The following is a 22,876-nucleotide window of genomic DNA, read 5'->3' as shown; positions in this document are numbered from 1 at the left end:
TTTTTTTGCCCAGCAAGCTCAAAGTTGATCCTTGCCCGGATGCAGCCTGCTGCGCATCACCCCGGGAGTCACTCCATGGGCCTTCCGGAAGACCCGGATGAAGTAATTGGTCTCCATGCCGAGGTTGAGGGCGATATCCTGCACGGGACGCTCCGGGTCCTCGGTCAGCATCTGCATGGCGCGCTGAAGCCGCAGGTTCTGCAGATATTTATGCGGAGTGACGCCGTATTCCTGCAGGAACAGACGCTGGAAATGCTGGACGGAATAACCGACAGCCGCCGCCAGATTGGTGATCAGCAGCGGCTCGGTGAAATGCTCGTTGATCAGGCTGACTGCTTTGTTCAGTGCATCGTTGCGGACGTTTTCGTTCTGCAGCCGGGTCGCTGCACCTGTGGAGACTTCACTTTTGCGCAGCATCAGCAGCAGCCGGTACAGCGTCACCGATAACTCCTGCATCGGCTGTTCCTCCTGACGCGCCGAGCTGTTCCCGTTCACCGTGTGCCAGATCCCGCCGAGCATGTCCCAGCATTCCTCGAACCGCTCGGGGCGGAACGGGGCCGAAGGCAGCAGGCCGAGACCCTCCAGAACGGAGGCAGACTGGCTGCCGTGGAACCCGATGAAGCCGACATGCCACGGTTCGTGGGATAACGGATAATATTCATGTCCGCGGTCGGGCGGAAATGCATAGGCCATCCCCGGCTGCAGCACCGTTTCGGTGCCGTCCTCCAGATCACGGAACCGCCCGCTGCCGCTGCGGATCAGAAAAATCTGATGCACCGGGAATCCGGCAGGACGCACATGGTGATACTGGATATGACGGCCGACAGAATACGGATAGAGGGGAAAAGCACTCAGGTCACGCGGCATTTCAATCAGAGAGAAGGGGAGCATACGAACACCTCATATTCATTTTGTGCTATTCAAACGCTATTATTATCCTACCATTGAATACAGATTATCCTTTATTATAAATAGTGTAAATCGATACAAGCAAGAGGGAAAGCGCTACTGAAGAAATTGTATCAGTGAAAAGTCCCATCCTGACATCTACTACCACACATAAACGAGAGGATGAAATCATATGAGCAGCAAAGTTCCTGCAATCAGCAGCAAGGCTCCTGTAATGCTTCACGGTGCCGACTATAATCCCGAGCAATGGCTGAAATATCCGGGGGTGCTTGAAGAAGATATCCGCATGATGAAGCTGGCAGGCTGTAATGTCATGTCTGTAGGAATTTTCTCCTGGGTATCCCTGGAGCGCGAAGAAGGGGTATTTAACTTTGAGTGGATGGATCAGCTCCTGGACCGTTTTGCAGAGAACGGAATTTACGCCTTCCTGGCGACTCCGAGCGGTGCGCGTCCGGCATGGATGTCCGAGAAGTATCCTGAAGTGCTGCGGGTGGAACGGAACCGGGTTCGCAACCTGCACGGCGTCCGTCATAATCACTGCTTCACTTCACCGGTCTACCGTGAAAAGACAGCGCTGATCAACTCCAAGCTGGCTGAGCGTTACGCGCATCATCCGGCAGTGATCGGCTGGCATATCTCTAATGAATTCGGCGGCGAATGTCACTGTAATTATTGTCAGGATGCCTTCAGAGACTGGCTCAAGGCGAAGTACAACAATGATCTGGATGAGGTGAACCACGCTTGGTGGGCTACCTTCTGGAGCCATACGTATACTTCCTGGGAACAGATTGAGTCCCCTGCTCCGCATGGTGAGACACAGGTTCACGGACTTAACCTGGACTGGCGCCGGTTCGTAAGTGATCAGACGATAAACTTCTGCCAGCATGAGATTGACGCCGTGCGCGGCTTCAACCCTGATCTGCCGGTGACCACCAACATGCATATGATTGACGGCGTGGACTACCGCAATATGGCTAAGATTCTTGATGTGGTATCGTGGGATGCTTACCCGGACTGGGGATATACCGAAGACGATGATGACGCCCGCTTGGCCGCTTGGACAGCGATGCACCATGATATGTACCGCAGCTTCAAAAAGAAGCCGTTCCTGCTCATGGAAAGCACGCCTTCCCTCACGAACTGGCAGATTGTCAGCAAGCTGAAGCGTCCGGGGATGCACAAGCTGTCCTCACTCCAGGCCGTTGCGCATGGTTCTGATTCTGTACAGTACTTCCAGTGGCGTAAAAGCCGCGGCTCCAGCGAGAAATTCCACGGCGCGGTGATCGACCATAGCGGACATACGGAGACCCGTGTCTTCAAGGATGTAGCTGAGGTGGGCCGTACCCTGGCAGGACTGGAGGAAGTTGTAGGTACTACAACCCCTGCTGAGACAGCCATTCTGTTCGACTGGGACAACCGCTGGGCGGTGAAGGATGCTCAAGGTATCCGCAATTCCGGCCTGAAATATGAAGAGACGGTGCTTCAGCATTACCGGGGACTGTGGGAGCTGGGAATTCCGGTAGATGTGGTAGGTTCGGGCGATGACCTGTCCGGCTATAAGCTGGTAATTGCTCCGATGCTGTACCTGATCAGCGAAGAGAACGGGAAGCGGATTGAGAAGTACGTAGAGCAGGGTGGAACCTTCCTGGCCACTTATTGGTCGGGAGTGGTCGGCGAGACCGATCTGTGTCACCTGGGCGGCTTCCCTGGACCGCTGCGCAGAACGCTGGGCATTTGGGCCGAAGAGACAGAAGGGCTGCATAGCCGCGACCTGAACGGTCTGGTGCTTGACCCCGGCAATAGCTTGAAGCTGAGCGGGGAATACGATGCGCATGAGATTGCCGAGCTGATTCATCTGGAAGGCGCTGAGGCGCTGGGTCATTACCGCAGCGACTTCTACGCCGGACGTCCTGCACTCACAGTGAACAAGCTGGGAGCAGGTAAGGCTTATCATCTGGCAACACGTGTGAAGGACGCGCAGTTCTATGTAGACCTGTACGCCGCAATTACCGGAAAAGAGCGGATCAGCCGCACCCTTAACACTGAGCTTCCGACCGGAGTAACCGCACAGCTGCGTTCCGATGGCGAGCATGACTATGTCTTCGTGCAGAATTTCAGCGGCACCGAGCAAGTTGTGGCGCTGGACGGACAAGCCTACACCGATGTAGAGTCCGGCGCAGCCGCTCCGGCCGAGCTGAAGCTGGCAGTGAACGGACTGGCAATTCTGAAGCGTGAAGCGGCTAAGGCATAAGTGAAGCGGCTTAATCGCGTAATATAGTACATGTATCGGCAAAGTTACATTGAGTTACAGAAGAAGGCAGAACCCCATCGACGGGTTCTGCCTTTTTAAGTATGACTTAGGTTGTGGCTGGACCGTACAACCGCTCAATCCCCTCAATCACCCGCCTAAAATATTCATGCTCATGCGGGACAAAGCGCGTGAAGTCCACCAGCTCATCGATGCCCGTTCGTTCACCGTTCCCGTTAATCTGGAAGCCCTGTACTTGAAGTTTGCTGTCTGCTCCCGAGATGAAGCTGCGGAAATCAGCGAAGCGGGCCTCTACGATGCCTGCCACCTCTTCCAGCTGTGGGGTGAATGCACTGAGCGCATAGCGGTTCTCATAGACATATACATGTGCCCGTTCACGGTCCATGAATCCGGCAGAATCCATCTGGTAGGGGATGACCCCCAGCGGCTGCAACTCGTCAAAAGCTATCGCAAGCCCCAGTTCCTCCTGGACCTCGCGGATACCGTCCAAGGCCGTCTCCTCTGCCAGCAGATGTCCGGCAGCGGTGATGTCTAGCAGCCCGGCATAATCTTTCTTTTGCTGACTGCGCAGCTGGAGGCAGATTCTCAGCCCGCTGTCAGCTTTACGGACAAACCAGCAGTGGAAGGTCTCATGCCAGAGGCCTTGGCGGTGCACCTCGTCCCGGGGAGCCGTCCCCGTCCGGTTCCCTTGTTCATCAAATGTAGCTAATAATTCTTCGTTCATACAGTTCGCCTCCAATGTCCGGTAAGTTAAATTTTCCGGGAGTAGTATGCCGATAGCAGAAGGTACAACGACAGAAGTGTAATCAACGTAACGGCAATCGTTAAGAACACAGTTTGGTTAATCAAAGAGGCGGCGACAGCAGAAAGAGACAATAAAAGAAAGAAAAGCCGTATAGCAGCCCTGCCCGTTTTTAAGGCGATCATCCGGTTTCGTTCATCTTGCGCGGCAATATGTAACGCTTCTAGTATTTCAGGGTTTTTGAGCGCCTTGCGGAGTCTGGCAATACGGAGAGCGGCAGAAATCCACGAACCGGACAATAAACCGGCGAGAATCCCTATATCCCAGCTGTCCAGCGCGTCGAGCCTGCCCCACACGAATGCTTTGAGTATAAACGCCACAATAACGGTTATCCCCATACTTACCGCGTAGAAGGAATTGATAACGATCCGCCGCCGCAGCTCCTGTTCAAAAGACTTCATAGTCGATATCCTCCACATCTGAAAAATCAAAAATATCCTCGATCGGCAAACCGAAAAATTTTGAAATTTTATAGGCAAGCGGGAGGGAGGCGATGTACTTTTCATTCTCGATTGAAGTGATGGTGTGCCGTGTGACACGCAGTGCCTTAGCCAATTCCTCTTGGGAAATCCGCCGCTCTTTTCGCAGCTCGCGTATTCTTGTCTTCAATAATCAGCCACCTCCCCTGAAGTAATGTTATCTGCACCTCAACTCTGTTATTATGTTGCACGGTTACGGGCTTAGTCAAGTTCACTATACCATTTATGTGTAGTTGACTACACTAAATATGTGCAGTAAGCTATACATAAGATAACCTAAAGGATGGTGCGGGGAGCATGGAGAATATACGGTTCGCAGGAGTCAGAAAGTCCTTTGGCGATGTCGCTGCCGTAAACGGCCTGGATCTGAGTATCGCGGAGGGCGAGGTCTACGCACTGCTTGGGCACAATGGAGCGGGAAAGACCACAACGCTTCGCCTGCTGCTTGGTCTGCTGGAGCCGGACGACGGGGAGGTCATTGTTTTTGGGAAGAATCCTATACAGGAGGGGGATAGTGTGCGCGGGCTGTGCGGTGTTTTATCTGAAGATACAGGGCTGTACGAGTCTTTGAGCGTCTGGGATAACCTGATGTATTACGCTGATATTTATGGTATGAGCCGTGTAGAATCCAGTCGCCGTATTGACGAGCTGCTGCGGACATTTGAACTGCATGACAAGAAACGAACGATGATTAAGGGCTTGTCTACCGGCATGAAGAAAAAGGTTGCCCTGATCCGGGCCATACTGCATAAACCGCGCCTTCTGATCCTGGATGAGCCTACGAATGGGCTAGATCCTGTCAGCATAACCGATCTAAGGAAGATGTTATCGCGGCTGGCGAAGGAAGAGGGGACCACCATCATTATGACCACGCATCATCTGGAAGAGGTCCAGAAGCTGTGCGATAGAATCACGATTCTGCGGCACGGGCGGAATATTTTTACCGATTCCATCTCAGCGCTCCAAGACAGCAAGCATTACATGGACAACGGGCAATTCAGTCTTGAGAAGCTGTACATGGATATGGAGCAGGGGGGAGGCCGATGAACAGATCCTATCCCGTTTTTCGTATTCAGTGCGCAGAGTTTGTAAGTGACAAAGGGATGCTCTTCTTTTACGGCCTGTCCATAGGCATTACCGGTATAATCCTTCCACTGTTCATGCACGGGGTAGAAGTCTCCTTAACCGCCGCAGCATTACTTACGGCAGTCTTACTAAGACCCATGTTATCCGGCAGCATTGCGGGAGAACGGGAGCACCGCACTTTGGAGACACTCCTGTCCAGTCCCATCCATGGGAAAAGCATGCTCTGGAGGAAGTTTGAGTTCTGCTTCTTATTTGCGCTGGGCTACTTCACTATAACCGTTCTCTGCTCTGCGTTAACGAGCTATCTTGCCGGCGGCGGAGCGGCGTTGATTCTTTGGCAATGGATGTGCATCATGGTTGTAGCTGCATTGAATTATAGTGCAATATGCATGGGCGGGGTGTATGTTTCCTCCAATTCAGGAGATTTGCGGGCTGCCAACCAGCGGGTGTCGATAATGGCTTATCCTCTGAGCTTTCTGTTTGTCGTCTGTCTGTCGGTTATAGAAACCGCGGATTTGTTGTCGGCGCTGATCACAAGTTGTATCTGTACATTGATTTACCTTGGGGTTATATCGATGTTCGCAGCGAAGATCCGGAGGATGAAGCAGCCGGATTTCTTCCAGCCCATAACCATCCAGAAGCCGGAGAGCGCACATCAGCAGCGTATATCATTAGCTCTCCCGAGATCTCAGTTTGGCATAGTGTTGAGATTGGAGTGGAAGGTGTTAATGTCCTTGAAAAGGATGCTCCTGAGCTTTGGATTTCTGTGCTTCTCGCCCGTTGCTATGATGTGTCTGCTGCTGTATTATACGGGAACGCTTGACCTCAACTATGCCGTTCTGCTAACCGTGCTAATAATACTGAGAGTACCGACCAACTTAATAGCGTACTCCATAGGCGGGGAAAAAGTATATAAGACAGGGGAAGCCTTATTGTCTACACCTCTGCAGATCCGTCCGGTCTTTCTGGCCAAATGTATGATTCCAGTGCTGGTAACGTCGGTCATGCTGACCGTCTCATCCCTGCTGACGTTAACAGGCGTAACTATTGCAGCGCTGATCAAGCCTGATCTTGTCTCCATCCAAGGCTATACGGCTGCCCAGCTTATCCTGCTGTTTCCCGTTGGTCTGCTCTCATCCATCGCCATGATGTTCATAGCAGCTATTCTTTCTCTGCGGCTCAGAACTCCGCGTCAGGGCTTGTATGCGACAAGCCTTCTGTCGGTTCTGTTTGTGTTCCCGGTATTAGCGATCATCTACTTGGCTCCGAACATGCTAATGGGGTCCATGATCTATCTCGCAGTTCTCGTAATTGGTAATCTATTCTGTCTCAAAAGAATTTCGGACAACATAACCCGGCCTCAGCTCATGAGCAGACTATAAGGAACATACAAAACCCCCGGCCATGCTTCATTAAGAAGCAACCAGGGGTTCGTTGTATAGGTGCCGTTCCTGTAAGGACGGCACCCGTTTCCACTTGTCGTTCCTTATCTAGCCAACCAGCCGCCGTCCACATTGAGAATGTGGCCGTTCAGGTAGTCGGAAGCGGCAGAGGCCAGGAATACGGCAGGGCCCTTCACATCTTCGGCAGTTCCCCAGCGTCCGGCTGGAATACGGTCAAGGATGGAGTCGGAGCGGCTCTGGTCCGCACGGATTGGAGCGGTGTTCTCAGTAGCCATGTAGCCTGGAGCAATCGCGTTGATGTTAAGGCCCGAGCCTGCCCATTCATTGGCGAAGGCTTTGGTCAGACCGGCTACGGCATGCTTACTTGCTGTGTAGCCCGGCACGTTGATGCCGCCCTGGTAGGAGAGCATGGAGGCGATGTTGATGATTTTGCCGCTTCCCCGTTCCAGGAAGTGACGTCCGACAATCTGCGACAGCAGGAAGACCGTGTTCTGGTTGAGGTTAATGACATCGAACCAGTCCTTCTCACTATGGTCCTTGGCCGGAGTGCGGCGGATCATGCCTGCACAGTTGACGAGGATATCCACTTTGCCGGTGAAGGCAACGGCTTCGTCGAACATGCCTTGAAGCTTGGAATGGTCGCTGAGGTCAGTGGCGATGCTCAGTGCTTTGACGCCAAAAGCTTCACAGGCTGCTACAGTCTCGTCACTGGAATTAAGAGATACGGAGACTACGTCTGCACCGGCTTCTGCGAAGGCGATGGCAATGCCTTGTCCAAGCCCTTGCGCTGCGCCTGTTACGATTGCTGTTTTACCTGCCAAGCTGAATAAAGATGACATATGATTAATCTCTCCTTTGAGCTAGTTGAATTATATAATTACCCGCATTCAATGTTGACGCCAGCCTTGCGGAACAGCCCGGCAGTCTCCGGGGCAAGCCCGCTGTCTGTCAGCAGCACATCGACCTCCTGCAGGGAAGCGAAGGTGCGAAGCGCGGTCTGACCGAACTTGTGATGATCGCATGCGGCGAACACTTGGCGGGCTGTGGAGACTAAGGCCTGTTTGAAATCGATGAAGTCGCCGGTGTATATGGACAGGCCGTGTTCAATATGAACGGCTGTGGCCGAGAGAAAGGCTTTTTGAATATTAAGCTTCTGTACATAGGACACGGCTTCAGGACCGGCCAGCATATTGCGGACACGGTAACCGCCGGGAACGACCAGCCGGATGTTATCTCTGGAAACCAGCTCACTGATGATGTAGACATCATTGGTAATGACCGTAAGGGGAATATTCGTAAGCCGCCGGGCAATCTCAAGCGTTGTGCTTCCGCCGTCCAAGGCAATGATGTCATCTGGAGCGATATGCGCCAGCGCACACCGGGCAATCTCCGTCTTCTCCTCGGCGTATTTATCCAGCGGATTGCGCAGGGGCAGAATGCCGAACTGATCGCTCTGTGCCAGCACGGCGCCGCCGTGGACGCGCATAATCAGTCCCTGTTCCTCCAGCTTGCTTAAATCCTCGCGGATCGTTTTGCCGGTAACCTGGAGCTTGTCGCTCAATTCATTCACGGTTACATCCTTCTGGTTCAGCATAACTTCCATAATCATCTCGTGCCGCCGTATCGGGTTCATCCGCCTGCCTCATCTTTCCGTAGTTGATTTGCTTCTATTGTAATTCTTTCATCCCTACGGGGTCCATATCATCATACCGCTTATTGTCTCCGGCCATGCTCCAGATGAAGGTATAGTTATGCGTGCCCACACCGCTGTGAATGGACCAGCTTGGCGAGATGACAGCCTGTTCATTGTGCATTACAATGTGGCGGGTCTCGGTCGGTTCGCCCATCAGGTGGAAGACGATAGAATCATCCGGCAGATCGAAATAGAAGTAGGCTTCCATCCGGCGCGGATGCGTGTGAGATGGCATGGTGTTCCACATGCTGCCCGGCTTCAGCTGAGTCATCCCCATTACAAGCTGTGCGCTCTGCACGCCGTTCGTGTGGATGAAGCGGTGAATCGTCCGTTCGTTGGAATTCTCCAGACCGCCCATAGCCCCGGATTCGGATTCAGCCAGCGTAGTTTTCGTAGTCGGGTAGGACTGGTGAGCCGGAGCGGAATTCAGATAGAATTTTGCCGGTTTTGCGCTGTCCGCACTCTTGAAAATAACATCCTTCGAGCCTTGGCCCACATACAGGCATTCCTTGAAATCGACCTCATATTCAGTTCCGTCCACAACAACCGAACCTGGTCCGCCGACATTGATGATCCCCAGCTCGCGGCGTTCCAGGAAGTAAGTTACGCCAAGTTCCTTGAGGTCCGTAGTCAGAGCCACCTCGCCGTTCACCGGATTCGCTCCGCCAACGATCATGCGGTCTTCATGTGTCAGGACAAGCTTCAACTCGTCTGGTGCAAAGATAACCGGAATATGGAATTCCTTGCGCAGGCGCTCAGTGTCAAACTGCTTCACTTCATTCGGATGTGATGCAAAACGTCTTTCCATCGAATATTCAGTCTCCTTAGAAAACATATTTTCGTTCGTATAGGTACAATTTAATCCATATACGTTCATTTATCAAGTATAATCTTTTTTAGTGCGTTTATTTTAGTTTATTTATTCCGCAATATGATTGCCATCTGAACTGAAAGCGTCCACAATAGAGCGGGAGAGAGTGGATTGTATTGTAAGTTAACGACAGAAATATCACTGTGGAGGGTGAGCGATATGACAGACCAGCCTAAGCATCAGCAGAAGACTTCTTATAAAATGCGCCAGCGGGAGATTATATATTCGGCCGCGATGGAGGCAGAGCGCCTTCCGCTGCAAGCCAGCGGGCTATGGTTCCATGATGATGTGCGCAACAACTTCTATTATGCTTCCTATTTATTTGCCGCTGCGGTGGACGATACCCTGGAGCTGCCGTTCAACCGGGAGGAAGCGCAGCGGAAGGCGGATGCCGTCCTGCTGGAGACCGTTCTTCTGCAGAACCGTCAGCCTGGCACGAAGCTGTACGGACACTGGCCGCTGGGGCTAAATCCTGTTCCGAGAGAAGCAGCACCGCATGAGCTGCCGGTCGAAATTATGGGCAGCCTGATGGTCTGGTTCTGCAAGCAATATTCCGCCAAGTTCAGCGCGGGACTGCGCGTGGCATTCCATACGGCACTCGGACATATCTACCGCAGCGGCTTCTTCCGGAAGCAGGTAGCGGAGTTCGGCCACCATGAAGCGAAATATACGGCGGCGAAGCTGATCTTCGGCCAGCTGTTTGAGGATGAGGAGCTCAGGGAAGACGGGCGGCACAGCCTGGAGATTACACTTGCGCATATCCGTGCGAAGGGCATGCCGGAGTATGGCAGCCTGCCGTGGTTCTGGCACTGGGTGCAGGCGTTCACTTGTGCCTGGGAGCTTGAAGCGGACAGCAGCGTCAGAGAGACGCTTGGCGAGATGCTGGACTTCCTGTGGGCTGAGCGGAGCCAGTGGTATCTTCAAGGAGCCTGGGCAGGCGCGCATTCCCGGGGCTGGCCGCATGATATTCCGGCAGACGGCAATGTGCTGCATGACTATGTGCAGTTCGGGGATTTCGCGCTGCCTCCGGAGATGCCCCGTACCGAATACGCAGGGTTCCTCTATTATGAAGCGCCGGGGGAGGTGTGCTCTGCTGCATTGAACCGCCAGTTACCGGTAGAGGTCTGCAAGAAGACCGAGAAGGTGGTTGCCGGTTCCATGGAGCGCCAGCCGGCGCTGCATTCCTACGCCTATATCTGCCAGGATTACGCAGCAGGCGGGATGTGGGAGCGGGTGGAGGAATTCGACAATGAGCAGCTGCGTTGGGCCTTCTCACTGCCTGTTCCGGCGGCTGAAGGCGTGAACCGGCTTTACTTTTTCCATCCGGGTCAAGGCTACCAGCCGGGCGATCCCCGGCACCAGAGTCCTTATATGGAGGTGCTGTATCATCGGAACACGATCCTGTCGCTGTTCCCGGTGCCCGAAGGAGAGGATACGGCCATTGTCGGGGTGCTTCCGCTGGGCGAATGGATCAGGCAGCCCAAGGCGCTGCTTGGCTATGCGGGCAATGTGTATTTTGCCGTCTATGTATCACAGGAATATGAACTGCTGGAGCGGCCATCCTATCTGGAGGTAACGTCCATGAACATGCCGGGAGGCGTCGTGGTCGAAGCGCTTAGCACAGATCAGGCGGCAGAGCTGGGGATACACAGTCTTGACGAATTCGCCGCAGCCGCTATGAAGCGGGCACCGGAATTTACGGAGGGAGAGAACCTCTCGGCAGCGTATACGGCCTGGAGCGGGAATGAACACCTGCAGCTCAGCATTGACAATAAGCATACGGGAATACGTTCGCAGATTAACGGCAAACCGGTATCATTTGAACATTATAAGGTCTAAACGGGACACTCCGCCCCCTGGGGATCTTAAGATTTTTTCAGATTGGAACTATCTCAAATTTTAAGCTACAATGACATAGAGCCCGGGGGTCAGCAATGGCTGCCGGGTTCTTTGCGCTACTCGCATAGGGCCTGAGCATGGAGCAGCAATGAAGGTAATATCTTTAGGGCTGCAAGGAAAGAATAAGTTGACTAATTAGCAGCTGAGGATCTACTACTGAAGACATGGGGGAGAGCAGGATGACAGAGACAGAATATCGGCTGGAGAAGGATTTTTTGGGCAGCAAGCAGGTGGAGCATCAGGCCTATTACGGGATACAGACCCTGCGGGCGGTGGAGAATTTCCCGATTACCGGCTACCGTGTGCATCATGAATTAATCAAGGCGATGGGGATTGTCAAAAAATCCGCTGCGCTCGCCAACATGGAAATCGGCCGCCTCTATAAGGGCCTGGGGGAGGTCATCGTCCAAGCGGCAGATGAAGTGATTGCGGGGAACTGGGATGAGCAGTTCATCGTGGATCCGATTCAAGGCGGCGCAGGCACCTCGCTCAATATGAATGCCAATGAAGTGATTGCGAACCGTGCGCTGGAGCTGCTGGGCAAGGCCAAGGGAGATTACCTGCAGCTTAGTCCGAACACTCATGTGAATATGGCGCAATCGACGAACGATGCTTTTCCGACGGCGATTCATATTGCCACACTATCGCTGCTGGAGCAGCTGCTGATCACGATGCGGACGATGCACGGTGTGTTTTTGCAGAAGGCGGCTGAATTCGATTCCGTCATCAAAATGGGGCGGACCCACCTGCAGGACGCGGTGCCGATCCGTCTCGGACAGGAATTCGAGGCGTATAGCCGGGTGCTGGAGCGTGACATTCAGCGGATCGAGCATACGCGGGGCCATCTCTATGAGGTGAACATGGGTGCGACCGCCGTGGGTACCGGACTGAACGCCGATCCCCGGTATATTACGCGGGTCGTCGAGCTGCTGGCTGAGATCAGCGGTCTGCCGCTGGTCAGCGCGGAGCATCTGGTGGATGCCACGCAGAATACGGATGCCTATACCGAAGTCTCGGCTTCCCTGAAGGTCTGCATGATGAATATGTCCAAAATTGCCAATGATCTGCGCCTGATGGCCTCCGGCCCGCGCTCCGGCTTCAATGAAATTACGCTGCCGGCCCGCCAGCCGGGATCGTCTATCATGCCCGGCAAGGTGAATCCGGTGATGGCCGAGGTGATTAACCAGGTAGCTTTTCAGGTGATTGGCAATGATCATACGATCTGTCTCGCCGCTCAGGCCGGTCAACTGGAGCTGAACGTTATGGAGCCGGTGATGGTGTTCAATCTGATTCAGTCGATCAGCATCATGAACAATTCCTTCCGGGTGTTCACCGACTATTGTCTGGCAGGAATTGAAGCCAACAAGGAGAAGCTTGCGCGTGAGGTGGAGCGAAGCGTCGGCATCATTACCGCCGTGAATCCGCATCTGGGCTATGAGGTCGTCTCGCGGATTGCCAGAGAAGCCATTCTGACCGGAGAATCGGTGCGGGCCTTATGTCTGAAGTACAATGTGCTGAGCGAAGAGGAGCTGAACCTGATTCTGGACCCGTATGAAATGACCCATCCGGGCATCGCGGGGGCTGCGCTTTTGCATAATGATTGAATAATAATCGTGATTTGTGTAAAATCAGGCTTCCTCTCATGGTATAATAGACAGGAGCATTTACACCGGACATTATCCTATATTCTGTAATGGCTTACTGGAGGCAAAGTGTGGCGAAGGCAAAAGTGGCAAAACGTCCAACCCGCGACGAATTCGTGCTTGAAGAGCTGGGCAACCAGCTGGTAGAGGCGAAGCAGGAGAATTCTGAGATTCTGCTGACGGTCTGGGGGAAGGAAGAAGAGGTGCGCGGGGTTATTGTAGAGATGGATTCGCGTACCGGCAGGGTGCATGTCAGAAATAATGAAGAGATTATCAAGGTCCCGTTCATGGACATTATGCAAATCAATTACCCCCGGGATTAGGGGGAGCGGCAAATGAACAAAACGAATGCCATGCGCATACTGGATGCAAGGAAGATAAGCTACACCATTCATAGCTACGACAATGAGGATGGGCTCATTCACGGAACAGCGGTTGCTGAGAAGATCGGTCTGCCTCCTGAGGTAGTATTCAAGACACTGGTCGCACACAGCGGACCGCAGCCGTATGTCTATGTGATCCCGGTTGCTGAGGAGCTGGATCTGAAGAGAGCTGCCAGAGCTGCCGGAGTGAAGAAGATCGAGCTGCTGCCGCTGAAGGAGCTGCTGAAGCACACGGGATATGTGCGCGGAGGCTGTTCCCCTGTCGGCATGAAGAAGCTTTACCCTACGTTCATTCACAGCAGTGGGGCGGAGCTTGAGGTCATCGCAGTCAGCGCAGGCCGGATAGGCGTTCAGATGGAGCTTGAGCCGAAGCTGCTGGGCGAAGCGGTGTCTGCGGTTTTTACAGATTTGATTAAAGAGTAGAGTAAGCGGGATGCGAAATTCACTCTTCATTAGCAAAAATAAAAGCAGCAACTCTCCCCGGTCATGTGAGAATTGCTGCTTTTTTACTTTTTGCGCTTTTTCAAAGAGAAGCAGTAGTCCATTCGCTATAATGGTCAGCTATGAATTGCAGCTCGCGCTCGTAGTGGGCCAGGTGCCCTTCTTCCACCATTTTGACAAAAGCCGGGTTGCCTGCCTCAGCCTCCTTCTTCAGCGTATCGCACATAGCTGTGAGCCGCCGGGTCAACCAGTCGTGCAGATCTTCCGGGACAGGGAGTCCATAGGCTTCAAAAAACAGCTCAATCCGCCGCTGCCGGTCCGCTGCATGCAGGGCTGCCTGGTAAGGTACCGTGGAGCCTGTCAGATAGTCGGGTGCAAAACCGGCGAGCGGAACTGAAGTGTAGAGGGTATAGGCAATATCCCATAGGCGCGGGCCCGGACCGGCCATGTCGAAATCAATCAGCGCCACGGGCGCACCATGCTGAAACACCACGTTGTACAATGCCGCGTCATTATGGCAGATCACTTCATGTGCCGCAGGATCGGCATAGGAGAGCTGCCACTTCGTATGTATACTATTCGTTACAAAACCCTCCGTTGCATCATGATAGCTGCGTAACAGGCGCGCTAGGCTAGTAAGGGTCTCTTCAGACCACATGTACGGCTCCAGCAAAGGATAAGCATTGCCCGGAACCTCACCGGGAAGAAAGGATAGAATCTCGCGCCCTGCTTCATCTACGCCTAGGAATCTGGGTGCTCCTGCGAAATTCTGCTGCTCCAAATGATGGAGCAGTGCATGAATACTCGTGCTCCAGCTCCCTGTGGGACGGCGGACGGTGTCTGCCTTGCGGATGATCTCATTTACATTTCCGCCGGTTAACTTCTCTTCATCGTACGGGTTCATTGGTTATGTTACCTCACTTTCTTTGCTTCTTCCCTTCTTCACATACAGGCTACTTAAGGCAGCAGCTTCGCGGCCATTAACCCCAGATACTCCTTCAGCGCAAGTCCGGTTGTGGAGACGGCTCCGGCAGATGGAGTGAATTTGCTTACATAGAGTGACATAGGACGGCTGGCTTGGAAATCTACCGGAAAAGCCTGCGGCGTAAGTCCGGCATGCTCGAACTGGACCATGCTGCGCGGCATATGGAAGCCGGAAGTTACCAGAACGGGACGGCTTAAGCCATGTTCCTGCATGAGCTTCGCGGTATTGACCGCATTCTGCTCCGTATTGAGCGAGCGGTTCTCCGGCAGGATGTCCTCTGCGGGGATGCCGAGGCCGATGAGCTGCCGCCGGGCGATATCCGCTTCATTGCCGCTGTCGGCGAATACCTGTCCCCCGGAGAAAATGATGGGCAGGCCAGTCTCGCGGTACAGCCGCGCAGCCGCCAGCAGCCGGTTCGCCGCTGGACCGGACATATTGCCCTGCCCGTCCAGATCCGGGGTGCCGGAGGTGGCCCCTCCGCCAAGGATTACGATCACATCGCCCTCTGCGGCAGCAGGCTGAGGGTACTTCCGTTCCAGGCTCCCGATCAGCGTATCGCTGACAGCAGAGGTCATCGACAGATAGAGCAGGAGCGTGACGCATAGCAGCACGACCGCAGGACGGCGGCTATTTTTCCACAGCCAGACCACCATGCCCAGCAGCAGCAGGACGAATATCCCGGGTGGCAGGATGAAGCTGTATACGAATTTAATGAGATAGATCATAGGGTCACCAACTTTTACAAATATGATATAAGACATTTAACAAAAAATTCAACCGCATAGCAGCTCAATTCTAGTTGTATGGTACCACGGGTCCGGCTGGAGTCCCCGGCTTCACCCGGCTGATTCCGCAATTCTGCGCTGCGCTACTTCGTGCTTCTCGTGTCCTCCGTGTGCGCTCTCGGTGAGCTTACAACTGAAGTGGACTGAGGTACCTTTATTTTGCCATAATCAAGCTTGCTCTTCTGTCAATAAAGTGGACGCCCAATTAAACGACTGTCTGGTAGTAAAGTTGCTCAAAACGCACTGGCGACATGTATCCCAGAGTACTGTTGGAACGCTTACGGTTGTAAAACAACTCCAAATACCAGTATAGCTTTTGGTATGCCTCTTCCATGGTTTTAAACTTTGGATGACTGTAAATCAACTCGCGCTTCAGAATGCTGTGGAACGCTTCTATACAAGCATTATCGTAGCAGTTGCCCCTGCGGCTCATACTCGCTTTCATACGATAGGTTTGGAGCTGTTTCCGGTAATCCTTGGAGGCATACTGAGATCCTCGGTCGGAGTGGTGTATCAGGTCCTTCCCAGGCTTTTTCGCCTTGTAGGCCTGCTTGAGGGCGTCTAGAACCAGATCTGTGGTCATCCGGTCACTGAGCTTCCACCCCACAATCTGTTTCGTATACAGGTCCAGAATACTCGCCAAATAGAGTTTGCCTTGGCGACATGGAATGTACGTAATATCGGCCACCCATTTTTCATTTGGCCTTGTGGCCGAAAAGTCTTGCTTCAGTTCATTGGGCGCGATCGGCAGATTGTGATTCGAATCCGTGGTCGTGACCCGATATTTACGGGCCATACACGAACGTATCCCTTGCTCGCGCATGAACAGGCCGACGGTACGCTCGGAGACCTTCCAGCCCTCCTTTTGGAGTTCCCGATGAATCCTTGGGCTGCCGTAGGTGCCCCCTGAATCCTGGTGATACCACCGAATACGCTGAATCAGCTTCTCTTTTCGCTCGAGGCGTACCGGCTGCTCTGCCGCACGCCATTTGTAGTACCCGCTTCGGGATACCTTTAGGACCTTGCACATCTTCTCCAATCGAAAATCCGAGCGGTGATCTTCGATAAACTGGAACCTTAGTTCTTTTCTTTGCTGAAGATGTGCAGCGCCTTTTTTAGAATGGCCAGTTCTTCTTTCAGGTCCTCGATTTCACGTTCTTTGCGGTGATTCTCCGCTTCGGCATCCTTAAGCGTCTGTTCAATCTGACGCATTTTCTCCGGATGGTGAATGGCCTCCTGCTCGAATTGGCGGTACTGAGAGATCCATTGGTGAATTGTACTCTTGGGGATATTCAGCTCCTCACAGATATCCCCTATACTCTTGGTCTGCTCCTGCACATATTTCACCGTCTGCTTCTTAAATTCTTCATTGTATCGTTGCCGTCGTTCCCCCACATTGGACACCTTCCTTCGTTAAGCCTATTATCCAGTGTCTCTTAACGTGGCGTCCACTTTTTATTCTAATTGCACTCTGTCCGCTTAGCCCGGATTTTCACCTAATTTGCTCATATGGCGGAATCTCAGTCCTCTTAATTGTCAGTTAGAGAGTCATGTAGGCGGCGGGGTATGGGTTTGCCGGATTCTGGTTTGAAATAGTATATCTTCATTATGTACCTCTCCCTGAGTGTGGGAGGGGCGCTCCGTCGCCTGTCTTGCCCGGCTCTTCCGTAAGCTGGCGGTAGCCCATGGGGGGCAGACCGGTCCAGCGCTTGAACTGCTTGCTGAAATGGGACACATCGCGGTAGCCCAGCCGGTAGGCGATGCTCTCTACAGACAGGCTGTTATCCAGCAGCAGCAGCTTGGCATGGCGGATAATGAGATCGGAGAGATACTGCCTGGGCGGCAGCCCGTAGATCTGCCGGAAGGCGCGGTTGCAGTGGCTCGTGCTATAGCCGAGTCTGGCTGCGATCTCTTCGATACTTCCGGCTCTGCTTCCTGATGCCGCAGCCGTGAAGACGGATTCCTGCAGCAGCCCTTCAATGGCATTCGCCAGCGCAACGGTCTTCTCCGTCACTCCCGGCAGGGTGCTCCGGGCAGGGGAAGGCAGGGCAGCCAGTACCCAGCCGCTAAGGGCGGCGAAGAACTGGAGCGAAGCGCTCAGCATCACAAGCCGGCCCCGCTGCGCATCACTGGCCTCCGGGAGAATGGTCGAGCGGATGATGTCGTCCAGGGAAGAACGGATCGCCTTCAGCTCCGGGGTGTCTCCGCTTAGACTGACGGTATCCATTGTCATTAAGGAGCGGCGCAGAACCAGATCGTCAATGTCGAAGTGCAGGCAGTAATAAGACATCTCGTCGCCTGAGGCTGCGCCCAGACTGGAGTGCAGCACACCGGGGCGGATGAACAGAATGTCGCCGCTCTCCTGGATGTAGGATTGTCCGCCTACGGCCATGCGCTGCGAGCCCTGCAGAACGATGTTGATCTCGAACATCGGGTGAGTGTGTGCCGGATATTGCCACTCCTTGTTCACCTTGCGCCAGTGGGCGGCAAAGAGATGGAAGGCAGCCTGAACATCCGGGGACATGCGTCCATCCATGGAATGCTGTGTGCCGGGATCTAATACGTTCATGTTCAACCTCTTCTTTGTTAAAAGATGGATCTATTATAGCATAGGCCGCTGTGTCCGATTGATTTGTCCAAATAATTGGCGGCTTTGCGCCTGTTGCCTGAGGGGAGGATAGCGCTAACATAGAGCTAGAGCCCGGCACTGCCGGGACATAGCTGGAGGGAGTGTATATACTGTATGCCAACGAACAAATTCTTCAATGCCCATCATTCACCGATAGGATCATTCTCAAGCTTCACCCTCGGATTTCAAGGAGCGTCCGGTGGCTTTGACCTGGAACTTGGCAGACCGCCGAGACAGAACATATATATCGGCCTTGCGCGTAAGGATGGCCATGGTTACGACACGTTTCCTTTCCATGAGCAGGGCAGCGACGATGAGAGCAAACGCTACGACATCGAGAACCCGGACCCGAGTCCGGACAAGCCGCAGATGCTGTTTCACTTCGGGGAAGATGAAATTACGCGCGATTTCCGGCTTACAACGGACAGCTGGCAGGCCGGCGATCTGACCTTCCGTATTCTGTCACCCGTCCGGCCCGTTCCGGACCCGGAGACGGCCTCGGACGCAGAGCTGAAGGAAGTGCTGCTGCCAGCAGTGCTGGTAGAGCTTGAAGTCGATAACACAGCGGGCAGCTCTACGCGCCGTGCTTTCTTCGGCTTCCAGGGGAATGACCCGTATAGCGCCCTGAGAAGATTCGATGGCGGCCAGGAGGATCTGACGGGTGTCGGTCAGGGCCGGTTCCTGGCGATTGCCGCGAAGCAGGGAAGTGTTAAGGCGGCAATGCATTTTACAATGGAGGATATTCTTGCAGCGGAGCTGGAGGAGAACTGGACGTTCGGGCTGGGGCAGGTTGGCGCGCTTATTATGGATGTGCCCGCCGGTGAACGCAAGGTGTACCAGTTCGCGGTCTGCTTCCACCGCTCCGGTTATGTGACTTCAGGAATGGATGCGAGCTATTACTATAACCGCTATTACAGCAATGTGGAAGCTGTTGCGGAATACGCGTTATCCCGGTTCGACACGCTGAAGCAGCAGGCTGAAGAGGCGAACGGGATGCTGGAGGGAACGGGCCTCAGTGACGACCAGACTTTCATGCTTGCTCACGCTATCCGTAGCTATTACGGCTCTACCGAGCTCTTGGAGTACAAAGGCCAGCCGTTCTGGGTTGTCAACGAAGGCGAATACCGGATGATGAACACGTTCGATCTTACGGTAGACCAGCTGTTCTACGAGCTCAAGATGAACCCGTGGACCGTCCGCAATGAGCTGGATATGTTCGTGGACCGGTTCAGTTATGTCGACACCGTCCGCTTCCCTGGGAACCCGGCCGAGTATCCGGGCGGACTTAGCTTCACGCATGATATGGGAGTAGCGAACGCCGTGTCGCGTCCGGAGTATTCCTCCTATGAGCTGTACGGCATTGACGGCTGCTTCTCGCATATGACCCACGAGCAATTGGTCAACTGGATTCTTACTGCGGCGACCTATGTGGAGCACACGGGCGACCGCAGCTGGATGGAGCGCAACCTTACCGTTCTGGAGAGCTGCCTGCAGAGCATGCTGAACCGGGATCATCCGGACCCGGCGAAGCGCAATGGTGTGATGGCACTCGACAGCTCACGGACCATGGGCGGTGCTGAGATTACGACCTATGACAGTCTGGATGTCTCTTTGGGCCAGGCACGCAACAATATTTATCTGGCAGGAAAATGCTGGGCTGCTTATCTGGCTATGGAGCGGATTTTCCGCGACAACGGCAATACGGAGCTGTCCCAGACTGCCGGCCGGCAAGCTGAACTGTGTGCGGCTACCATCGTGGCTAGTGTGACCGAAGGCGGCTACATTCCGGCGGTCATCGGCGAAGGCAATGATTCGAAGATTATCCCGGCCATTGAAGGCCTGGTATTCCCTTACTTCACAGGCTGCAAGGAAGCCTTGGAGCGTGGAGGACGGTTCGGCGAATATCTTGAGGCACTGGACACGCATCTGAAGGCTGTGCTTGTGGAGGGAGTCTGCCTGTTCGAGGACGGCGGCTGGAAAATCTCCTCCACCAGCAATAACAGCTGGCTGAGCAAAATCTATCTCTCCCAGTTCATCGCCAGAGAAATTCTCGGCCTGGAATGGGATGAGAAGGGGCGCGCAGCAGATCAGGCCCATACGGCCTGGCTTACGCATCCGCAGCTCTCGATCTGGAGCTGGAGCGACCAGATTATCTCCGGCGAAATCACCGGCAGTAAATATTACCCGCGCGGGGTAACGGCCATTCTGTGGCTGGAGGAGCAGAAGAAGTAGGCAGTAGAAGCCGGATATCCGGCGGTGTTAACTTAAACAGCGAATCTCCCATGGCGGGGATTCGCTGTTTGTTTTTTATTGTTATTTTTGTATAACTGCGGCGGAACTCACTTGAAGAAAACAGGTGAAGTCGGAGAAATGCGCCCACGCAGTGCCGAATGTGATCGGTTTTCCGATTACATTGGACTCGCGCATCCATGCAAGCTGTCTGAGCCTGCTTCCAGCCAGACTAGAACAACCGGTGCTTCCAGCCGTTCAGCTTCGCTACGGCTTCAACATAGTAGTAGTCGCCGTAGATCAGCGACACATTTGTGAGCGAATCCCCGCTGGCGGCTCCATGCAGCAGAATGGCTTCATGGTCCGGCTGGTCCCAGGTGGCATAATTCTCTGTAAGTGAACGCAGAATCCGCTCCGCGGCATCCGCATACACACGTTTCTCACCCGGCGGCACAAGCTCTGCCAGCTCAAGGAGGCCAGAGGCGGCAATCGCGGCGGCTGAGCTGTCTCTGAACATGCGCTTGTCATCTGCAAGCCGGAAGTCCCAGTGCGGCACGTGATCCTCCGGGAGAGCCGCGATGAAATAATGGGAGATACGTTTAGCAGTATTCAAGAAACGCACGTCCCCGGTGTTACGGTAGGTGTTCGTGAAGCCGTATAGCCCCCAGGCTGAACCCCGGCTCCAGCAGGATTCAGGGGAATATCCCTGACCGCCGAAGTTCTCCAGATAAGCGCCGGTCGCGGCATCGAAAGAGAGAATATGCTTGGTGGACCCGTCCTCGCGCACACCATAAGTCATAGCGGTCTCGGCATGGCTGACCGCAATAAGACGGTAGCGCGGATCACCAGTCACCCGGCTGGCCCAGAACAGCAGCGAGATGTTCATCATGCAGTCGATGATCACCCAGCCGTGCTTGTCCCCGTTCCAGGCGCGGATGAACTTACCTGCAGGATTATAACGCGCAGCGAGGTAGTTAGCCGCTTCAAGTCCCCGGCGCAAACCCTCTGCATCACCGATCAGCGTATGCTTAATCACCGCAGTGGCCAGGAACTGAAAGCCTACGTCATGATGCAGCTCTTCGGTCGGTTTCGCGAACCACTGTCCAATCGTTTCGTCCCAGGGCCAGGCTGCATCCTTATAAGCTTCCTTGCCGGTCATGTCATACATAACCCAGAGTATTCCCGGCCAGAAGCCGGAGGTCCACCAGTCGGTCCCGGGATTATCGAATCTGCCGTCTGCTCCCGCAGCATGAGGACTCCGCGTTCCGATCTGCTGGATCATGCCGTTCACTTTCGGTTCCAGACGGTTCATTACTTCCTGCCAATAAGCTATAGTCATCGCTGAAGCCTCCAAAGGAATTAGATTATGGCCTCAGTATAACGCCTCTATCGAACTGGAAGTTGTCTTTTGATATCACGAAATGTTGTTATATTGTCCTATTCCTCGCAAGTACCTCTCAGGTTCCCTTGCGGTATTGCAGCGGAGAAAGGCCAAGCACCCGTTTGAACAGTTGGTTGAAGTAGGAAGGATTCGGGAATCCGACAGCGCTGCCGATTCGCTCCACCGTAAGGTCTGTGGTCTCTAGCATCCGGCAGGCCTGCTTCAGCCGCCGGGCTGTAAGATAATCTACGAGCCGTCCGCCGGTCTCCTGATGAAAAATCCGCGACACATAAGATTTCGACAGATGAGTCTCTGCGGCCAGCTGCTCCAGACTAATCTCCTCGTGGTAATGGGCTTCAATCCAGTTCATGATCTGCTCTGAATAGCGAAGCTGCCGCTTGTCTCCGGTATGGATCAGCGACTGTTCTCCAGTTCCCAGACAGCTGAGGAGCTGTAGAAGGAGCATGGAGATATCCTCACTCTCTTCCCCGCTCTTACTCCGGCACTGGTTATAATTCGAGTAGATCCATTCCACAGTCTCCATGCGGTCACTGAGATCGAAGCCGCAGGAGGGATTGCTGCCCTGCCAGAGTGTAGAGAAGGCGGCCCTGCGTTTGGGGAAGCCCTGGAGCAGCTGCTCGGCAGTATGCGGGTCGAGATAGAAGATGGTGCGTACGAACGGACGCTCTGGGGAGACCTCTGAATAGATCCGGTGCAGCTGATAGGGCTGGAAAAAGAATAGCATCCCTGGACCGATATCATACATCTGCTGGTTGACCACAATACTGCCTTGTCCCCGGTGCACGAACATGATTTCACAGCATTGATGCCAGTGGTAATACCCCTTGTAATGATCATCGGTATAGATCCGGTAGTCCCAGATCAGCGACTGCCGGTTATCGAACAGTACAGGCTCGAATAGCTGTTTCATCATGCTGCAGTTCATCCCCCACAATGACAAAATAGAAACATTTCATTGCTTCCTATTA

At 53.8% G+C, this 22,876-nt stretch carries 22 protein-coding genes; 8 read left to right on the top strand and 14 right to left on the bottom strand.

Translation table 11 applies throughout. The annotated features are described in order from the left end of the window. Positions 1 to 18: 18 nt before the first annotated feature. On the bottom strand, positions 19 to 891 hold the full coding sequence (locus tag NYE24_RS06075; RefSeq protein WP_063829056.1) for an AraC family transcriptional regulator: 873 nt from the start codon (positions 889 to 891) through the stop codon (positions 19 to 21). 190 nt (positions 892 to 1,081) lie between these two features. Between NYE24_RS06075 and NYE24_RS06070 the strand changes: the two genes are divergently transcribed. Then, complete coding sequence (locus NYE24_RS06070) at positions 1,082 to 3,160, top strand: beta-galactosidase (protein WP_341025605.1); 2,079 nt, start codon at positions 1,082 to 1,084, stop codon at positions 3,158 to 3,160. A 106-nt stretch (positions 3,161 to 3,266) separates the two neighbouring features. Here NYE24_RS06070 and NYE24_RS06065 read toward each other — a convergent pair whose 3' ends face one another. From NYE24_RS06065 to NYE24_RS06055, 3 genes are read right to left on the bottom strand one after another with little or no spacing between them, the layout of a single operon-like run. Next, positions 3,267 to 3,902 carry an NUDIX domain-containing protein gene (locus NYE24_RS06065; RefSeq protein WP_036699168.1) on the bottom strand — a complete coding sequence of 212 codons (636 nt, stop codon included), beginning with the start codon at positions 3,900 to 3,902 and terminating at the stop codon, positions 3,267 to 3,269. A 26-nt stretch (positions 3,903 to 3,928) separates the two neighbouring features. Continuing rightward, positions 3,929 to 4,381: a hypothetical protein gene (locus NYE24_RS06060; protein WP_036699165.1), complete on the bottom strand. Its 453-nt coding sequence runs from the start codon at positions 4,379 to 4,381 to the stop codon at positions 3,929 to 3,931. Then, the gene (locus NYE24_RS06055; protein WP_036699162.1) at positions 4,368 to 4,589 is read right to left on the bottom strand and encodes a helix-turn-helix transcriptional regulator; all 222 of its coding nucleotides are present in this window, start codon (positions 4,587 to 4,589) and stop codon (positions 4,368 to 4,370) included. The genes NYE24_RS06060 and NYE24_RS06055 overlap by 14 nt, the downstream gene beginning before the upstream one ends. A 167-nt stretch (positions 4,590 to 4,756) precedes the next feature. On the opposite strand from NYE24_RS06055, the gene NYE24_RS06050 reads away from it, so the two are divergent. Next, entirely contained in the window at positions 4,757 to 5,506 is a 750-nt protein-coding gene (locus tag NYE24_RS06050) for an ABC transporter ATP-binding protein (RefSeq protein WP_342478298.1), read from the top strand. Continuing rightward, positions 5,503 to 6,927 carry a hypothetical protein gene (locus tag NYE24_RS06045; RefSeq protein WP_342478297.1) on the top strand — a complete coding sequence of 475 codons (1,425 nt, stop codon included), beginning with the start codon at positions 5,503 to 5,505 and terminating at the stop codon, positions 6,925 to 6,927. The genes NYE24_RS06050 and NYE24_RS06045 overlap by 4 nt, the downstream gene beginning before the upstream one ends. Before the next feature lie 104 nt (positions 6,928 to 7,031). On the opposite strand, the gene kduD is transcribed toward NYE24_RS06045, so the two are convergent. Genes kduD through kduI form a run of 3 tightly spaced genes read right to left on the bottom strand, consistent with a single transcriptional unit; the run spans position 7,032 to position 9,449 of the window. Next, positions 7,032 to 7,787 (bottom strand): 2-dehydro-3-deoxy-D-gluconate 5-dehydrogenase KduD, encoded by a 756-nt coding sequence (gene kduD / locus NYE24_RS06040; RefSeq protein ID WP_036699159.1) that lies wholly within the window; start codon positions 7,785 to 7,787, stop codon positions 7,032 to 7,034. A gap of 38 nt (positions 7,788 to 7,825) precedes the next feature. After that, positions 7,826 to 8,581 carry a DeoR/GlpR family DNA-binding transcription regulator gene (locus NYE24_RS06035; RefSeq protein WP_036699156.1) on the bottom strand — a complete coding sequence of 252 codons (756 nt, stop codon included), beginning with the start codon at positions 8,579 to 8,581 and terminating at the stop codon, positions 7,826 to 7,828. 34 nt (positions 8,582 to 8,615) lie between these two features. Next, a complete protein-coding gene (gene kduI / locus NYE24_RS06030; protein ID WP_036699154.1) occupies positions 8,616 to 9,449 on the bottom strand; it encodes a 5-dehydro-4-deoxy-D-glucuronate isomerase in 834 nt (277 codons plus the stop codon). Positions 9,450 to 9,671: 222 nt separating this feature from the next. On the opposite strand from kduI, the gene NYE24_RS06025 reads away from it, so the two are divergent. From NYE24_RS06025 to ybaK, 4 genes are all read left to right on the top strand, one after another. Further along, positions 9,672 to 11,351: a hypothetical protein gene (locus NYE24_RS06025; RefSeq protein ID WP_076158385.1), complete on the top strand. Its 1,680-nt coding sequence runs from the start codon at positions 9,672 to 9,674 to the stop codon at positions 11,349 to 11,351. Positions 11,352 to 11,590: 239 nt separating this feature from the next. Next, a complete protein-coding gene (gene aspA, locus NYE24_RS06020) occupies positions 11,591 to 13,015 on the top strand; it encodes an aspartate ammonia-lyase (RefSeq protein WP_036699151.1) in 1,425 nt (474 codons plus the stop codon). An 89-nt stretch (positions 13,016 to 13,104) separates the two neighbouring features. Beyond that, complete coding sequence (locus NYE24_RS06015) at positions 13,105 to 13,377, top strand: YolD-like family protein (protein ID WP_256706908.1); 273 nt, start codon at positions 13,105 to 13,107, stop codon at positions 13,375 to 13,377. Positions 13,378 to 13,389: 12 nt separating this feature from the next. Further along, the gene (ybaK, locus tag NYE24_RS06010) at positions 13,390 to 13,860 is read left to right on the top strand and encodes a Cys-tRNA(Pro) deacylase (protein ID WP_036699144.1); all 471 of its coding nucleotides are present in this window, start codon (positions 13,390 to 13,392) and stop codon (positions 13,858 to 13,860) included. A 100-nt stretch (positions 13,861 to 13,960) separates the two neighbouring features. On the opposite strand, the gene NYE24_RS06005 is transcribed toward ybaK, so the two are convergent. The 5 genes from NYE24_RS06005 to NYE24_RS05985 all read right to left on the bottom strand — a co-directional run bounded on the left by NYE24_RS06005 (position 13,961) and on the right by NYE24_RS05985 (position 18,217). Next, a complete protein-coding gene (locus NYE24_RS06005; protein ID WP_076158388.1) occupies positions 13,961 to 14,782 on the bottom strand; it encodes an aminoglycoside phosphotransferase family protein in 822 nt (273 codons plus the stop codon). Positions 14,783 to 14,835: 53 nt separating this feature from the next. Continuing rightward, positions 14,836 to 15,588 carry a YdcF family protein gene (locus NYE24_RS06000; protein WP_076158391.1) on the bottom strand — a complete coding sequence of 251 codons (753 nt, stop codon included), beginning with the start codon at positions 15,586 to 15,588 and terminating at the stop codon, positions 14,836 to 14,838. Positions 15,589 to 15,853: 265 nt separating this feature from the next. Then, on the bottom strand, positions 15,854 to 16,714 hold the full coding sequence (locus NYE24_RS05995; protein WP_342479201.1) for an IS3 family transposase: 861 nt from the start codon (positions 16,712 to 16,714) through the stop codon (positions 15,854 to 15,856). Positions 16,715 to 16,725: 11 nt separating this feature from the next. Beyond that, positions 16,726 to 17,043 carry a transposase gene (locus tag NYE24_RS05990; RefSeq protein WP_342477004.1) on the bottom strand — a complete coding sequence of 106 codons (318 nt, stop codon included), beginning with the start codon at positions 17,041 to 17,043 and terminating at the stop codon, positions 16,726 to 16,728. A gap of 211 nt (positions 17,044 to 17,254) precedes the next feature. Continuing rightward, positions 17,255 to 18,217, bottom strand: coding sequence for an AraC family transcriptional regulator (locus tag NYE24_RS05985; RefSeq protein ID WP_342478296.1), 963 nt, complete (start codon positions 18,215 to 18,217; stop codon positions 17,255 to 17,257). Positions 18,218 to 18,391: 174 nt separating this feature from the next. On the opposite strand from NYE24_RS05985, the gene NYE24_RS05980 reads away from it, so the two are divergent. Next, a complete protein-coding gene (locus NYE24_RS05980; protein ID WP_342478295.1) occupies positions 18,392 to 20,509 on the top strand; it encodes a glycoside hydrolase family 52 protein in 2,118 nt (705 codons plus the stop codon). Between the two features lie 229 nt (positions 20,510 to 20,738). Here NYE24_RS05980 and NYE24_RS05975 read toward each other — a convergent pair whose 3' ends face one another. Continuing rightward, the gene (locus NYE24_RS05975) at positions 20,739 to 21,845 is read right to left on the bottom strand and encodes a glycoside hydrolase family 88 protein (protein WP_036699129.1); all 1,107 of its coding nucleotides are present in this window, start codon (positions 21,843 to 21,845) and stop codon (positions 20,739 to 20,741) included. Between the two features lie 118 nt (positions 21,846 to 21,963). Next, positions 21,964 to 22,821, bottom strand: a complete 858-nt coding sequence (locus NYE24_RS05970) for an AraC family transcriptional regulator (RefSeq protein ID WP_051493913.1) — start codon at positions 22,819 to 22,821, stop codon at positions 21,964 to 21,966. Between the last annotated feature and the right edge of the window lie 55 nt (positions 22,822 to 22,876).

This window comes from Paenibacillus sp. FSL H7-0350 (assembly GCF_038593195.1).
GTDB lineage: Bacteria > Bacillota > Bacilli > Paenibacillales > Paenibacillaceae > Paenibacillus_AQ.
Note: the sequence above shows the minus strand (reverse complement) of the source record. Positions and strands in the feature narration are given on the sequence as shown.

Coding starts and splice junctions, on each gene's coding strand:
- NYE24_RS06075 (WP_063829056.1), bottom strand. CDS start 891: ATGCTCCCCTTCTCTCTGATTGAAATGCCGCGTGACCTGAGTGCTTTT.
- aspA (WP_036699151.1), top strand. CDS start 11,591: ATGACAGAGACAGAATATCGGCTGGAGAAGGATTTTTTGGGCAGCAAG.
- NYE24_RS05985 (WP_342478296.1), bottom strand. CDS start 18,217: ATGAACGTATTAGATCCCGGCACACAGCATTCCATGGATGGACGCATG.
- NYE24_RS06045 (WP_342478297.1), top strand. CDS start 5,503: ATGAACAGATCCTATCCCGTTTTTCGTATTCAGTGCGCAGAGTTTGTA.
- NYE24_RS05975 (WP_036699129.1), bottom strand. CDS start 21,845: ATGACTATAGCTTATTGGCAGGAAGTAATGAACCGTCTGGAACCGAAA.
- kduI (WP_036699154.1), bottom strand. CDS start 9,449: ATGGAAAGACGTTTTGCATCACATCCGAATGAAGTGAAGCAGTTTGAC.
- NYE24_RS05970 (WP_051493913.1), bottom strand. CDS start 22,821: ATGATGAAACAGCTATTCGAGCCTGTACTGTTCGATAACCGGCAGTCG.
- NYE24_RS06050 (WP_342478298.1), top strand. CDS start 4,757: ATGGAGAATATACGGTTCGCAGGAGTCAGAAAGTCCTTTGGCGATGTC.
- NYE24_RS06070 (WP_341025605.1), top strand. CDS start 1,082: ATGAGCAGCAAAGTTCCTGCAATCAGCAGCAAGGCTCCTGTAATGCTT.
- NYE24_RS06000 (WP_076158391.1), bottom strand. CDS start 15,588: ATGATCTATCTCATTAAATTCGTATACAGCTTCATCCTGCCACCCGGG.
- NYE24_RS06025 (WP_076158385.1), top strand. CDS start 9,672: ATGACAGACCAGCCTAAGCATCAGCAGAAGACTTCTTATAAAATGCGC.
- NYE24_RS06015 (WP_256706908.1), top strand. CDS start 13,105: ATGGCTTACTGGAGGCAAAGTGTGGCGAAGGCAAAAGTGGCAAAACGT.
- kduD (WP_036699159.1), bottom strand. CDS start 7,787: ATGTCATCTTTATTCAGCTTGGCAGGTAAAACAGCAATCGTAACAGGC.
- NYE24_RS06035 (WP_036699156.1), bottom strand. CDS start 8,581: ATGAACCCGATACGGCGGCACGAGATGATTATGGAAGTTATGCTGAAC.
- NYE24_RS06060 (WP_036699165.1), bottom strand. CDS start 4,381: ATGAAGTCTTTTGAACAGGAGCTGCGGCGGCGGATCGTTATCAATTCC.
- NYE24_RS06005 (WP_076158388.1), bottom strand. CDS start 14,782: ATGAACCCGTACGATGAAGAGAAGTTAACCGGCGGAAATGTAAATGAG.
- NYE24_RS06065 (WP_036699168.1), bottom strand. CDS start 3,902: ATGAACGAAGAATTATTAGCTACATTTGATGAACAAGGGAACCGGACG.
- NYE24_RS05980 (WP_342478295.1), top strand. CDS start 18,392: ATGCCAACGAACAAATTCTTCAATGCCCATCATTCACCGATAGGATCA.
- ybaK (WP_036699144.1), top strand. CDS start 13,390: ATGAACAAAACGAATGCCATGCGCATACTGGATGCAAGGAAGATAAGC.